We start from the raw sequence: 13,069 nt of genomic DNA, 5'->3' as shown, positions 1-13,069 counted from the left end.
TCTCGTCCCCTCTCACACCACGGCCGGTTCGGCCGCGGCGACCGGCTCGTCGTCGCCGAGCACCCGGCCCAGCGCCAGCCGGTGCGGGCCACGTCGCGCGAGCATCAGCAGTACCAGCCAGTTCGTCACCGCGAGGCCGACCACGACGACGCCGAACACGGCGAGCGACACCGCGACCTGGCCGGTCGGCAGCGAGGTGGCGTCCGCGGTGCGCAGCACGCCGTAGACGGCCCAGGGCTGCCGGCCGACCTCGCGCACCAGCCAGCCGCAGACCACGGCGACGAACGGCAGCGGGATCCACCAGGTCATCACCGAAAGCAGGAGCCGCCGGCGCACGATCCAGCGGCGGACCAGGAACGGCAGCAGGAACAGCCCGAGGTAGGTGGAGTACTCGCCGAACTGCTGCATGATCGAGAACGGCACCGAGATCCAGCCCGGCGGCCGGTCGGTGACCGTCCCGGTGCCCTTCGACGCCATGATCGCGTCGACCTTGCCGGGCTGGTCGGTACGCAGGTAGTCCAGCTGCGCCCAGCCGTACAGGAAGGTGAAGAAGGCTCCGGCGAGGCCGACCAGCACGCCGATCCGCAGCGAGCGCAGGAACACGTCGGTGTCGTCCGGGCGCCGGCGCAGCTGCCAGGCGCTGATCCCGGCGACGACCATGCCGCCGAGCATCAGCGCCGCCGGTACCAGGTGGCGCAGCGCACCGACCGCCTCCGGGTTGCCGAACAGCGCGCGCAGGTCGGTGACGCGCGCGGTGCCGTCGCGCAGCACGTACCCGACCGGGTGTTGCAGGAAGCCGTTGGCCACCATGACGAACACCGCCGAGGCGTACGCGGTGATCGTGACCAGGTAGAACGAGACCAGGTGCACGACCTTCGGCAGGGTGCCCCAGCCGAAGATCCAGATGCCGAGGAAGGTCGCCTCGGCGAAGAACGCGATGATCGTCTCCAGCGCCAGCGGCGCGCCGAACACCTGCCCGGCGACCCGGTTGACCCCTGTCCAGGCCAGGCCGAACTGGAACTCCATCACCAGCCCGGTGACGATGCCCAGGCCGTAGTTGACCACGTAGAGCTGGCCCCAGTAGCGCGTCATGGTCAGGTGCACGGCCCGGCCGGTCAGCACGTACCGGGTCTGCATGATCGCGATCATCGGCGTCAGGCCGAGGGTCAGCACCACGAACAGGAAGTGCACGTTCGCGGTGAGCGCGAACTGCACCCGCGCCAGGTCGACGGCGGTCACGAGCCCTCCCATGGGTTGACGACCTACGTGTAGACACGCTACATGTAGAGGGTCGACATGCAACCCCGAGATGACCCTGAGGTGGTGGGCGCCGGGATCGGCGGATGGGTAGGTTGACGGCATGAAGGCGGACCGGCTTCGCGGGCACCTCGACGCGCTGGTGCTCGCCGTCCTCGACGACGGCCCCCGGCACGGGTACGCGATCGCCGAGGCGCTGTCCGCGCGCAGCGGCGGCGCCGTCAGCATGCCCACCGGCACCCTCTACCCGGCGCTGCGCCGGCTGGAGCGGGCCGGCTACCTGCGCAGCGAGTGGGCGACGGTGGCCGGCCGCCAGCGCCGCACCTACTGGATCACCGACGCCGGCAGCCGCTTCCTCGCCGCCGAGCGGGCCGACTGGCGCGACTTCAGCGCCGTCATCGAAGGCGTCCTCGGCACCAGCTGACCGACCGCGCCACCGCCGGGAGTCAGGCCGGAAGCGGTGCGGCGGCGACGAACGAGCGGCGGGCGCTCCAGGCGATCAGCCCGGCCGGCACCGCGGCCGCCAGCACCGACGTGGTCACCGGACCGACGCCCGCCAGGCCCGGCGTGGCCACCGACATCACCGCGCAGGAGACCAGCATCGTCGCCGCGACGCCGAACCCGAAGACGCCGGAGGCGCGGGCCAGCAGGTCGGGGCGGGGCAGCACCCGCTGGCCGTAGGTGAACGCGACCAGCACCGCGCACAGCGCCAGCCCGGCCGGGATCAGCTGCAGCGCGTCCACCGTCCGGGCCAGCAGCCGGTACCCCGCGGACGGCGCCGCGCCCGACCACAGCTGGTGCTCCCCCAGCCGCCAGGACACCTCGGAGAACAGCCACACGTTGAGCTGCACCGCCGCGGTCAGCAGCAGCGTGCGGCGGCCCTGCGACAGCGCCAGCTCGGTGCGGTACTCGCCGGCCAGCTCGCGGACGGTGCCGAAGTCGGCGACCGCCAGCTGCTCGGCCTGCCACTCCGGGTAGCCGGCCTCCCGGTACGCGGCGGCCGCGTCGACCAGGCCGTCCCGGGCCTCGCCGACCAGGCTCGCCCGGGCCCGCGCCGGGCCGGGCAGCGCCGCGGTCAGCGCACGCACGTACTCGTCGATCGGGCCCACTTCGCCGCGCATCCCTCCAGGATGCCGCACCGCCGGGGGCGGCGCGTCCGGGATTCTCCCCCAGTCACCGCGCCGGGCCCGACGCATCGCGGAGCCCTGCGTCGGTGCCCGTCCCGGACTGGAGCTACCCGTCCCGGCGCCCCCGGCTGCGGCCGGTCGGGAACGCCGAGACGGAACCGATCAGTTCGCGGCGAGCGCCGAGGTGCGCACCACGGTACGGATCTGCCGCAGCAGCACCGACAGCGCGGCGAGATCCGAGCTGGTGCCCTGGAACTCGCCGATCGCCGACAGCGCCCGGCCGATCGGGGTGGCGTTCTGCTGCGCCCACGCGTCGACCCGTTCGGTGGCCGGCAGCGACTCGTCGGTCGCCGCCAGCGCCTCGGCGGTCAGCGCCGCGAGTGCCGCGTACAGGTCGTAGCGCAGCGCCTGCCGGGCCTGGGTCTGCCACCGGTCGTGCCGGGGCAGGTTGGAGATCTTGTCCAGCAGCTCGTCCACCCGGAACCGCTCCGACATCGCGTAGTAGACGTCCGCGATCTCCGCCAGCGGCCGGCCGGTCGCGTGCCCCACCTCGACCACGTCGAGCAGGCCGAAGCCCCACAGCACCCGGGTGGCCCGGTCGGCGAGGTCGGCCGGTACGCCCTCGGCGACGAGCTCGTCACGGTGCCGGGCGTACGCCTCCTGCTCGGCACCGCGGTAGAGGTCGCCGATCTTCGGCAGCAGCTCGGCCATCCCGGGCGCGAACCGCTCGATCTCGTCCGGTACCGCCAGCGGGCTGCGCCGGTTCTGCAGGATCCAGCGCACCGCCCGGTCCAACGCCCGGCGGGTACGCAGCAGCGCGTCGATCTGCGCCGCCGCCGGCACCGTGTTGTCCAGCGCCTCCAGCTCGCGCCACAGCGGCGCCAGCCCGAACACGTCCCGGGTGATCACGAACGCCCGCAGCACCTCGGCGGCGCTCGCGCCGGTCTCCTCCATCGCCCGGTACACGAACGAGATGCCGCCGCGGTTGACGGTCTCGTTGACCAGCAGCGTGGTGACGATCTCGCGGTGCAGCGGGTGCTCGGCCATCTGGTCGGCGTAGCGCTCGCGCAGCGCGGTCGGGAAGTAGTCGACCAGCGTCTGCGCGGTCCACGGTTCGTCCGGCAGGGTGGAGTCGAGCAGCTCGTCCTCCAGCGCGATCTTCACGTAGGCGAGGATCACGCAGAACTCCGGCGAGTACAGCCCGAGGTTCTGCTTGTCCCGGGCGGCGAGCTCCTCGTCGGTCGGCAGCCCCTCCAGCACCCGGTCCAGCCGGCCGGACCGCTCCAGGTCGGTGATCAGCCGCCGGTGCACCGGCAGCAGCGGGTACGCCTGGGCGCGGGCGCAGCCCAGCGCGGTGTTCTGGTCGTAGTTGTCGAGCAGGACGTGCTCGCCGATCTCGTCGGTCATGCTGGCGAGCACCTGCCGGCGCTCGTCCTCGGTCAGCTCACCGGCCGCCTTCGCCCGGTTGAGCAGCACCTTGATGTTCACCTCGTGGTCGGAGGTGTCCACCCCGGCCGAGTTGTCGATGAAGTCGGTGTTGATCCGGCCACCGGCGGCGGCGAACTCGACCCGGCCGAGCTGGGTGCAGCCCAGGTTGCCGCCCTCGCCGACGATCTTGCAGCGCAGCTGGCCGCCGTCGACCCGGACCGCGTCGTTGGCCTTGTCGCCGACCTCGGCGTTGTTCTCGGTGCGGGCCTTGACGTAGGTCCCGATGCCGCCGTTCCACAGCAGGTCGACCGGTGCCAGCAGGATCGCCCGGATCAGCTCCGGCGGCGACAGCGAGGTCACGTCGTCGGCCAGCCCCAGCGCGGCCCGGGCCGGACCCGAGATCGGGATCGACTTCGCGGTACGCGGCCACACCCCGCCACCGGCCGAGATCGTCGACGTGTCGTAGTCGGCCCAGCTGGACCGCGGCAGGTCGAACATCCGCCGCCGCTCCGCGTACGAGCGGGCCGGGTCCGGGTCCGGATCCAGGAAGATGTGCCGGTGGTCGAACGCGGCGATCAGCCGGGTCGTCTCGCTGCACAGCATCCCGTTGCCGAACACGTCGCCGGACATGTCGCCGACGCCGACCGCGGTGAACGGCTCGGTCTGGCAGTCCGTACCGGCCTCCCGGAAGTGGTACTTGACCGACTCCCAGGCACCGCGCGCGGTGATGCCCATCTTCTTGTGGTCGTAGCCGACCGAGCCGCCGGAGGCGAACGCGTCACCGAGCCAGTAGCCGTAGTCGGTGGCGATCTGGTTGGCGATGTCGGAGAACGTCGCGGTGCCCTTGTCGGCGGCCACCACCAGGTAGGTGTCGTCGCCGTCCTGGCGCACCACGTCGGCCGGGTGCACCACCGCACCGGACGGGTCGATGTTGTCGGTGATGTCCAGCAGCGCCGAGATGAACATCTGGTAGCAGGCGACGCCCTCGGCCTGGAAGGCTTCCCGGTCACTCGCCGGCGGCGCCTGCTTGAGCACGAAGCCGCCCTTCGCGCCGACCGGCACGATCACCGCGTTCTTCACCATCTGCGCCTTGACCAGGCCCAGGATCTCGGTGCGGAAGTCCTCCCGGCGGTCCGACCAGCGCAGCCCACCGCGGGCCACCGCGCCGAACCGCAGGTGCACGCCCTCGAACCGGGGCGAGTACACGAAGATCTCGAACCGGGGGCGCGGCTTTGGCAGCATCGACAACCGCTGCGGGTCGAGCTTGACCGCCACGTACGACTTGGGCCGGCCCGGGCTGCGCTGGAAGAAGCTGGTGCGCAGGGTCGCCTCGATCAGCGTCAGCAGGTTGCGCAGGATCCGGTCGGCCTCCAGGCTGGCCACCTCGTCCAGTTGCGCGGTGATCGCCTCGATCAGGTGCTGGCCGTGCTCGGCGCGCGCGTCGTCGGACAGCTGGATGCGCGGATCGAACCGGGTCTCGAACAGCGCCACCAGCAGCGTCGCGACGCCCGGGTAGGCCACGATGGTGTCCTGGATGTACTCCTGGCTGAACACCGTGCCGGCCTGCCGCAGGTACTTCACGTACAGCCGGAGGATGACGATCTGGCGCCAGGTCAGGCCGGCCCGCAGCACCAGCTGGTTCAGACCGTCCACTTCGGACTCACCGCGCCAGGCGGCGGAGAACGCGTTCTCCACCTTGGCCCGCACCTGGGACATGTCCAGCGCGTCGGCCGGCGGCCGCAACCCGAAGTCGTACAGGTAGATCGTGCCGTCGGCGCGCCGGATCTCGTACGGCCGCTCGTCGGCGACCGCCACCCCGAGCGAGTGCAGCACCGGCAGCAGCGCCGAGAGCATCATCGGCTCACCGAGCCGGAACACCTTGAACCGCAGGTCATCGTCGTTCTTGCGGCGCCGGTACAGGTGCATCGCGAGCTCGCCCGGCTCGTCCAGCAGCTCCAGCTTCGCCAGGTCCTTCGACGCCTCGTACGGCGTGTGCTCGTCCTTGTAGGTCTGCGGCAACGCCGACGCGTACCGCTCGTACAGGTAGCGGGACTGCTCGTCGCCGAGCTTGGCCCCCAGCACCAGCCGGAAGTCGTCCTCCCACAACCGGGTCGCGTCGGCCAGCTCGTGCTGGATCGCCTCCACGTCCAGCTCACCGGGCGGGTTGGTCGGGTCGGTGCGCACGGTGACGTGGATGCGGGCCAGCTGCCCCTCGGTGACCCGGGTCGAGTAGTCCAGCCCGACACCGTTGAGCCGGTCCATCAGGATCTGCTGGATGCGCAGCCGGTTGCGGGTGGAGAACCGGTCCCGCGGCAGGAAGACCAGGCAGGAGATGAACCGCCCGTACGCGTCGCGGCGCACGAACAGCCGCAGCTGCCGGCGGCCGGCCAACCGCAGCACGCCCATCACCGTGCGGTAGAGCTCCTCGGTGGAGATCTGGAACAGCTCGTCGCGCGGGTAGGTCTCCAGGATCTCCATCAGGTCGCGGCCGGAGTGGCTGCGCGGCGACAGCCCGGACCGGCGCAGCACCTCCGACACCTTGCGCCGCACCACCGGCAGCTGCCGGGTCGACTGCACGTACGCGGCGGAGGTGAACAGGCCGAGGAACCGCTTCTCCCCCACCACGTTGCCGGCACCGTCGAACGTCTTGATGCCGATGTAGTCCAGGTAGGCGTTGCGGTGCACGGTGGCCCGCGAGTTCGCCTTGGTGATCGTCAGCAGCCGTTGCTCCAGCGCCTTCGCCTCCGCCTCCGGCGCCATCGACGACAGGCTGCGCGGCTTGCCCGGCGTGCCGCGCAGGATGCCCAGCCCGCTGCCGTCCACCGGCGCCAGCAACTGCTCGCCGTCCCGCTGCGCCAGCTGGTACTCGCGGTAGCCGAGGAAGGTGAAGTGGTCGTCGGCCAGCCACTGTAGCAGCTCGACCGCGTCCTCGATGTCCTTGTCCGGCACCGGAAGCTGGGCGGTGCGCAGCGCACCGGCGAGCTGCCGGGCCTTCTCGACCATGTCCGGCCAGTCCTCGGAGACCTCCCGGACGTCGGTGAGCACCCGCTCGATGTCGGCCGACAGCGACGCCAGCGCCGCCTCGTCCTGCTGCCGGTCGACCTCGAAGGTCATCCAGCTCTCCACCGTGTCGTCCGGGCCGGCCTGGTCGGCCTCCAGCCGCGGCAGCACCGCCACCAGCTCGCCCGCGGCGTCCCGGCGCACCACCACCTGCGGGTGCACCACCAGGTGGATCTCCAGGTCGTGCGCGACCAGCGCGGCGGTCACCGAGTCGACCAGGAACGCCATGTCGTCGGTCACCACGGACAGCACCGTGTGCCCGCTGTCGTCCGGGTTGCGCAGCTCGACCCGCGGCGCACCGCTGCTGCGCCGCTGCGCGAGCGTGCGGTGCCGGCAGGTCGTCTCGTACAGCTCGGCGCCGGTGCGGCCGACCAGCTCCTCGTCCGGCACCAGCCGCCAGTACAGCCGGACCAGGTCGGCCATCTCGTCCGGGGTGGTGCCGGCCGCGGGCTCGGCGGCGGCCAGGCCGGCCGCCTCGGCGAGCAGCGCCTCGCGGTTCTCCACCGCCTCGGCCAGCGCGGCGTCGTCGGCCGCCTCGTCCAGGCCCGTGCCGGTCGGCTCACCCGCCGTCGGTGGCGCCGCCTCGCGCCCGGTCGGAAGATCCGAGCCGATCGGATCGGCCCCCTCCGACGTCTCGTCCGCTCCGGTCCGGCCTGCCCCGGCCGTCGAAGGATCCGTCGCCGAACGGCGATTCATGGGTAGCCACTCCCCTCGCCCCACCACGCTGTGGGTCATCCGGCTCCACCCTATGACCTTCGTGCGGCGTGGAGCCATCCGGTGCGGCCGGATGCGCAGCGTACGCAACGCGACTACACACGGGCGGATGACGGCGCACCGGACATACCGGCGCCGCTGTGCCCAACCGCCGGCAGCGACCGTGGTCACGTGGGTACGCCGCACAGTGATCCAGCCCATGTGTCCGACCGGCCGGGCGAGCGTCGCCAGCGGGACTATTCGGGCCAACCGAGCCGGGACGAGACGCCGATCCCGGGCTCCGCCACCGGTTCGTCCCGCGGCCAGCCCAGCCCGGTCGACCGGCGAGACACCGCGCCGTCGGCGGCCGGCGGCGCGGCGAGCGCCACCGTGATCGTCGCGTGCCGGTTGCCGGAGCCCGCGGCGAGCGGCGTCGACCGCCCGGCCGGTTCGGCGGCCGCTTCCGGCTGCCCCGGCGCCGGGCGGCGGTCCCATCTCGGCCGCAGCCCCGCCACCAGCGCGTCCACCAGCTCACCGGCGAAGCTGCCGTCCGGGTCGTAGTCCGGGTCGAACACGGTGACCTCGATGCCCAGGCAGCCCGGCACCGCGACCAGATCGGCCAGCAGGTGCTCCAGCTCGCCGTAGCCGATGCCGCCGTCGCTGGGCGCGTCGACCGCCGGCAGCACCGTCGGATCCAGCACGTCGGTGTCCAGGTGCACCCAGAACCCGGCGGTGTCGGACAACAGCGACGCCGCCCACGCGGCGGTCCGCGGCATCCCCTCGGCCCGCAGTACCGGCACGGTGCGGTGCGGGATGCCGGCGGCCGTGATGTCCATCCGGTACGCGTCGTCGTCGCGGATGCCGAGCACCACGATGTCGGACTCCCGCAGGTACGGCTTGAGCCCGTCGATGTTGGTCAGCCGCGCGTCGCCGCGCCCGGTGACCAGCGCGAGCTCCTCGCCACCGGCGGCACCCACGTAGTCGGCGTTGCCCGGGTGCCGGAAGTCGGTGTGCCCGTCGATGAAGACCAGCCCGTACCGGGCGCCGTCCTCGGCGCCGCGCCGGCGCAGCGCGAGCGCCGACCCGAGCAGGATCGAACAGTCACCGCCCAGCAGCACCGGGAAGGCGTCGTCGGCCAGCAGCGGAGCCAGCCGCTCGGCCAGCTTCACCGCGTAGTCGGCGACCTGGTCGGCCTGGTTCACCCCGTCGCCGGGCGCCCACTCGCCGGGGTCGTAGCGCGGTGGCACGACGCAGCCGGCGTCGTGCGCGTCGAGCCGGGCGAGCAGGTCGTGGTCGCGCAGCGCACCGGGCGCCTTGGCGCAGCCGGGAACCGCGCCCGCCGTCGGGGGCGTCAGCCCCAGATTCGACGGTGCATCCAGCACCGTGACCGGCTTGGCCCCCCGCTCGCCCGCCATCCGCTAGAACAACGCCGACGCCAGGTCACGGCGGGCCGCGGCGACCGCGGGGTCGTCCGGCCCGGCCACGTCGAACAGGCCGAGCAGGTGCTTGCGCACCGCGTCACGCTCCGGGCCGCGCAGCCGGCGCACGGTGTCGACCAGCCGCTGGTACGCCTCCTCGGCCCGGCCGTTCATCACCTCGACGTCGGCGGCGAGCAGCTGCGCGCTCGCGTCGTCCGGACGCTCCTGCGCGTCGGCCAGCGCGCGCCGCGAATCGACCGTCTGCACCCGGCGCATCAGTGCCACCTGGGCCATCCCGGAGGTGGCCAGCGGGTCGTTCGGCCGCTCGGAGAGCACCTGGGAGAACAGCTCCTCGGCGGCGTCCAGGTCGCCGGCGGCCAGGTTGTCGTCGGCGTCGATGATGCGCGGGTCGACCTCCGACTCGGCCGGGGCGGCGCCACCCGCCGCGCGCACCGCGTCGATCCACTGCCGCAGCTGCTGCTCACCGATGCCGCCGGTGAACCCGTCGACCGGCTGGCCGCCGACGATCGCGTACACGGTGGGGATGGACTGCACCCGGAACGCCTGGGCGAGCCGCGGGTTGGCGTCCACGTCGACGGTGGCGAGCACCCAGCTGCCGCCCGCCTCCGCGGCGAGCTTCTCCAGCAGCGGGGACAGCTGCTTGCACGGCCCGCACCACTCCGCCCAGAAGTCGACCACGACCGGGACCTGCAGGCTGCGTTCCAGCACCTCGGCCTGGAAGTTGGACTCGTCGACGGCGACGGACACGCCGGCCGGTGGCGCCCCCGCGGCCGGGCCGGTGGTGTCGGTGGACGGGGCCGGCTGCGCCGGCGCGGACGGGCTGGCCGCGGGCGGCCGCAACGCGCCGAGGTCCACCGCTCCACGGGTGAACGACGACGGAATCGAACGGGGGTCGAGCTGACTCATGCCACCTAGTCTTCCACCTGGATGCGCGTAGCCGCCGCCCGGCGCCGAAGGTAGCGGACCGTTCACGCGGTACGCACATATTGCCGAAAACGTCCGCCCCGGTCATGCTCCGCCACGCCCGCGGCGACCAGGGAATTCGCTACTCGCCGTGCCGCCGCACCGGCGTCGCGACGAAGGTGCCGCGCTGCGGCAGCGTGACCACCAGGCCCCGCTCCCGCAGGTCGACCAGCGCGCGCCGGACGGTGTTCTTCCCGACCCCGAGATCCCGCGCCAGGTCACCCTCGCTCGGCAACCGGCCGGAGTACACACCGGCGGCGATCCGGGCGGCAATCACGTCCGCCGCCTGCCGCCACACGTACTCCGGCTTCCCCGGATCGATGCTCACGCCGCAATCGTGCCCACCCCGGTAAGCCCAGCGAGGATGGTGTGTACCAGGGTTCACCCGGTTACAGTAGGAATCAGTAGGGTTTAGTATCAGGACGATCCGCATCGATTACGGGCGCCGATCAACGCCCGGTACACGAATGGAGCGCTGCCGATGGCTCGTCATCTGTTTCACCGCACTGCGGAGGTGCCTCGGGCCGGGTCGGAGGTGTGGATCAGCCCGGCGGCCGGGGTGCACGGCCGCGGCTCGTTCTGGGCGATGGTCGTGTCGACCACTCCGGCGCTGGTCGCGGGCGCGGCCTACCTGCGGGTGGTGCCCATCAACGACATCGACGGCGACCCCGTCGTCCGCACCTACTACGTCCGCCTCACCGGCCTGCTGGTCCGCGAGCCGAACTGAACGATCAGTGCTGGGACAGCACGAACAGGGTGATGATGGCGGCGATGAGCAGGACGCCGGCGGTGATGGCGGCGGCGATCTTGGCCGCGCTGTACGGCCGCTCGCCGTGCACCTCGCCGCTGCGCGCGTTGATCATCACGTGGTAGGTCTTGCCGCCGTAGACGTAGTTCGCGAGCCACACCGGCAGCAGCATCAGCTTGTACATCAGCTGCGCGTACTGGGTGTCGAACCAGTCGATGCGTTGCACGTCGCCGCCGATGTCGCGGCGGATGTCGCCCTTGATGACCACGGCCATCTTGCCCTTGGCGACCTCCAGCCCCTGCTCCGGCTCGACGTCGTAGCGCAGCGTCTGGTAGCCGGCCAGAAACGCCGGCTGGTAGGGCACCGACTGCTGCAGCGGCCACGGCTCCAGCTTCTCGGTGCGGGACGCGTCGAGCTGCCGGGTACCGACCACGAGCACGTCGTCGAAGAACCGCCGCACCTCACCGGACGCCGGGTACCACCGGGTGTGCTGGACCTGGCGGGTCTGCTGGTTGCCGTTGGAGTCGGTGTAGGTCTCGGTGGTGTAGTAGTGCTCGCCGCGGGCGCCGGTGTAGCGGGACGCGGTGTGCGCGTCGTAGGTCCAGTGCGGCAGGTAGGTGCCCTTGGTCGACTCGGCGGTGGCCACCTTCTTCAGCGCACTCGGCGCGAACCAGCGGGACGAGGTCCACTTGCGCAGCGCGCCGCGGGCCGCCTTCTCGTCCAGCTGGAACGGCAGCACCGCCTCCGGCACGACCTGCTCGCCGCCGGCCAGGTCGGCCACCATCGGCGCACCGCAGAACTGGCAGGACTGCGACAGCGTGGTGCCCTGGGTGCGGGCGCCGCACTTGCGGCAGACGTACTGCTGGGGGGCGAGCTGCGCGACCGGCTTGCGCGGCAGCGTGGCGAGCTCCTCGATGTGGTGCTCCAGCACCTGCCGCTGGGCCTGCGGGATCGCCTGCTCGTGCCCGCAGTACGGGCAGCGCAGCGTGTTGGTGCCCGGGGCGAACTCGACCCGCGCACCGCACGAGGCGCAGGGGAAGGCGTGCGGCGTCGAGGTGGCTTGTTCGGTCATGAGGGGCCCTACTCGAACAGACGGTCGGACGGGGGTGTGTCGTCCGGGCCCGCCGTGACGGCCGGCCCGGGCGGGGTCAGGACTGCGGCGGCAGCGGCGGCGGAACCGCACCGAACAGGGTGGCCAGCTCACCGACCTGGCTGGCGGCGGTCCACTGCGCCATCCCGTTGCGCCACACCAGGGTGTCGCGGGTCAGCGCGCCGGCCGACACCTGGCCGGACAGGCCGGCGGCGTCGAACGGGCCCTGCTGGGCGCCGTTGACCGCGATGTACCACTGCGGCTGCGGGGGCAGCGGCGGCGGGCCGGCCGGGGCCGGCGGCTGCTGGTAGCCCTGCTGCGGCGCACCCTGCGGCGGGTAGCCGGGCGCACCCTGCGGCGGGTATTGCTGCTGGGGATAGCCCTGCTGCGGGTTGATGTTCTGCGCGAAGCGCTGGCCGGCGGCGACACCCATGCCCAGGCCGAGGCCCTCGCCCATGCCGCTGCCCGGGGTGCCGGCGGCCTCGGCGATCGCGTTCGCCGTCTGGTACTTGGTGTACCTGTCCAGGTCGCCGACCACGCCCATCTCGGTGCGCTTGTCCATCGCCTTCTCCACCTCGGGCGGCACCGAGATGTTTTCGATGATGAACTTCGGGATCGCGATGCCGACCTCGGCGAGCTCCTGGCTGAGCGCGCCGGCCAGCCGGTCACCGATGTCCTGCTGGTGCGCGGCCAGGTCCAGCATCGGCACCTCGGCCTTGGCCAGCGCGCCGGACAGCCGGCCGACCAGCATCTGGCGCAGGTATTCCGACACCTCCTCGGTGCGGAACTGCGGGTCGGTGCCGACCAGCTCGGTCAGCAGCCGGCGCGGCTCGACCACCCGCATCGAGTAGGCGCCGAAGGCACGCAGCCGCACCATGCCGAACTCCGGGTCACGCACCATGACCGGGTTCTGGGTGCCCCACTTCATGTCGGTGAACTGCCGGGTGTTGACGAAGTAGACCTCGGCCTTGAACGGCGAGTGGAAGCCGTACTTCCAGCCCTTGAGGGTGGACAGGATGGGCATGTTCTGGGTCTGCAGCTCGTAGGTGCCCGGCCCGTACGCGTCGGCGATGCGGCCCTCGTTGACGAACACCGCGACCTGCGACTCGCGCACGACGAGCTTGGCGCCCATCTTGATCTCGTTGTCGTACCGCGGGAAGCGCCACACGATCGTGTCGCGCGTCTGGTCGAGCCACTCGACGATGTCGATGAACTCGCCCTTGATCTTGTCGATCAGCCCCATGAGCTTCCCTTCACGCACGCA

General features: G+C 72.1%; 10 protein-coding genes. 2 read left to right on the top strand and 8 right to left on the bottom strand.

Annotation, left to right across the window (positions count from 1 at the left end; genetic code table 11):
* Positions 1-12: 12 nt before the first annotated feature.
* Entirely contained in the window at positions 13-1,239 is a 1,227-nt protein-coding gene (locus NUM_RS33990) for a cytochrome ubiquinol oxidase subunit I (RefSeq protein WP_207129038.1), read from the bottom strand.
* 121 nt (positions 1,240-1,360) lie between these two features.
* Between NUM_RS33990 and NUM_RS33985 the strand changes: the two genes are divergently transcribed.
* Positions 1,361-1,681 carry a PadR family transcriptional regulator gene (locus NUM_RS33985; RefSeq protein ID WP_207129037.1) on the top strand — a complete coding sequence of 107 codons (321 nt, stop codon included), beginning with the start codon at positions 1,361-1,363 and terminating at the stop codon, positions 1,679-1,681.
* A 22-nt stretch (positions 1,682-1,703) separates the two neighbouring features.
* Here the strand turns inward: NUM_RS33985 and NUM_RS33980 are convergent, their stop codons facing one another.
* The 5 genes from NUM_RS33980 to NUM_RS33960 all read right to left on the bottom strand — a co-directional run bounded on the left by NUM_RS33980 (position 1,704) and on the right by NUM_RS33960 (position 10,295).
* Positions 1,704-2,378 carry a permease prefix domain 1-containing protein gene (locus NUM_RS33980; RefSeq protein ID WP_207129036.1) on the bottom strand — a complete coding sequence of 225 codons (675 nt, stop codon included), beginning with the start codon at positions 2,376-2,378 and terminating at the stop codon, positions 1,704-1,706.
* A 168-nt stretch (positions 2,379-2,546) separates the two neighbouring features.
* Complete coding sequence (locus tag NUM_RS33975) at positions 2,547-7,568, bottom strand: NAD-glutamate dehydrogenase (RefSeq protein WP_207129035.1); 5,022 nt, start codon at positions 7,566-7,568, stop codon at positions 2,547-2,549.
* Between the two features lie 254 nt (positions 7,569-7,822).
* On the bottom strand, positions 7,823-8,980 hold the full coding sequence (locus NUM_RS33970; RefSeq protein ID WP_207129034.1) for an arginase family protein: 1,158 nt from the start codon (positions 8,978-8,980) through the stop codon (positions 7,823-7,825).
* 3 nt (positions 8,981-8,983) lie between these two features.
* Positions 8,984-9,910 (bottom strand): tetratricopeptide repeat protein, encoded by a 927-nt coding sequence (locus tag NUM_RS33965; RefSeq protein ID WP_207129033.1) that lies wholly within the window; start codon positions 9,908-9,910, stop codon positions 8,984-8,986.
* A gap of 139 nt (positions 9,911-10,049) precedes the next feature.
* Complete coding sequence (locus tag NUM_RS33960) at positions 10,050-10,295, bottom strand: winged helix-turn-helix domain-containing protein (protein ID WP_225919032.1); 246 nt, start codon at positions 10,293-10,295, stop codon at positions 10,050-10,052.
* 153 nt (positions 10,296-10,448) lie between these two features.
* Here NUM_RS33960 and NUM_RS33955 point away from each other — a divergent pair, with 153 nt between their 5' ends.
* Positions 10,449-10,694 carry a hypothetical protein gene (locus NUM_RS33955; RefSeq protein ID WP_207129031.1) on the top strand — a complete coding sequence of 82 codons (246 nt, stop codon included), beginning with the start codon at positions 10,449-10,451 and terminating at the stop codon, positions 10,692-10,694.
* A gap of 4 nt (positions 10,695-10,698) precedes the next feature.
* Here the strand turns inward: NUM_RS33955 and NUM_RS33950 are convergent, their stop codons facing one another.
* Together NUM_RS33950 and NUM_RS33945 are read right to left on the bottom strand one after the other, a co-directional pair.
* On the bottom strand, positions 10,699-11,787 hold the full coding sequence (locus NUM_RS33950; protein ID WP_207129030.1) for a hypothetical protein: 1,089 nt from the start codon (positions 11,785-11,787) through the stop codon (positions 10,699-10,701).
* Positions 11,788-11,863: 76 nt separating this feature from the next.
* Positions 11,864-13,048, bottom strand: a complete 1,185-nt coding sequence (locus NUM_RS33945; protein WP_207129029.1) for an SPFH domain-containing protein — start codon at positions 13,046-13,048, stop codon at positions 11,864-11,866.
* Positions 13,049-13,069 lie beyond the last annotated feature (21 nt).

Source organism: Actinocatenispora comari, from assembly GCF_017312725.1.
Lineage (GTDB): Bacteria > Actinomycetota > Actinomycetes > Mycobacteriales > Micromonosporaceae > Actinocatenispora > Actinocatenispora comari.
This window is presented reverse-complemented; position numbering and strand designations above follow the sequence as displayed.

Coding starts and splice junctions, on each gene's coding strand:
- NUM_RS33985 (WP_207129037.1), top strand. CDS start 1,361: ATGAAGGCGGACCGGCTTCGCGGGCACCTCGACGCGCTGGTGCTCGCC.
- NUM_RS33980 (WP_207129036.1), bottom strand. CDS start 2,378: ATGCGCGGCGAAGTGGGCCCGATCGACGAGTACGTGCGTGCGCTGACC.
- NUM_RS33975 (WP_207129035.1), bottom strand. CDS start 7,568: ATGAATCGCCGTTCGGCGACGGATCCTTCGACGGCCGGGGCAGGCCGG.
- NUM_RS33970 (WP_207129034.1), bottom strand. CDS start 8,980: ATGGCGGGCGAGCGGGGGGCCAAGCCGGTCACGGTGCTGGATGCACCG.
- NUM_RS33965 (WP_207129033.1), bottom strand. CDS start 9,910: ATGAGTCAGCTCGACCCCCGTTCGATTCCGTCGTCGTTCACCCGTGGA.
- NUM_RS33955 (WP_207129031.1), top strand. CDS start 10,449: ATGGCTCGTCATCTGTTTCACCGCACTGCGGAGGTGCCTCGGGCCGGG.
- NUM_RS33950 (WP_207129030.1), bottom strand. CDS start 11,787: ATGACCGAACAAGCCACCTCGACGCCGCACGCCTTCCCCTGCGCCTCG.
- NUM_RS33945 (WP_207129029.1), bottom strand. CDS start 13,048: ATGGGGCTGATCGACAAGATCAAGGGCGAGTTCATCGACATCGTCGAG.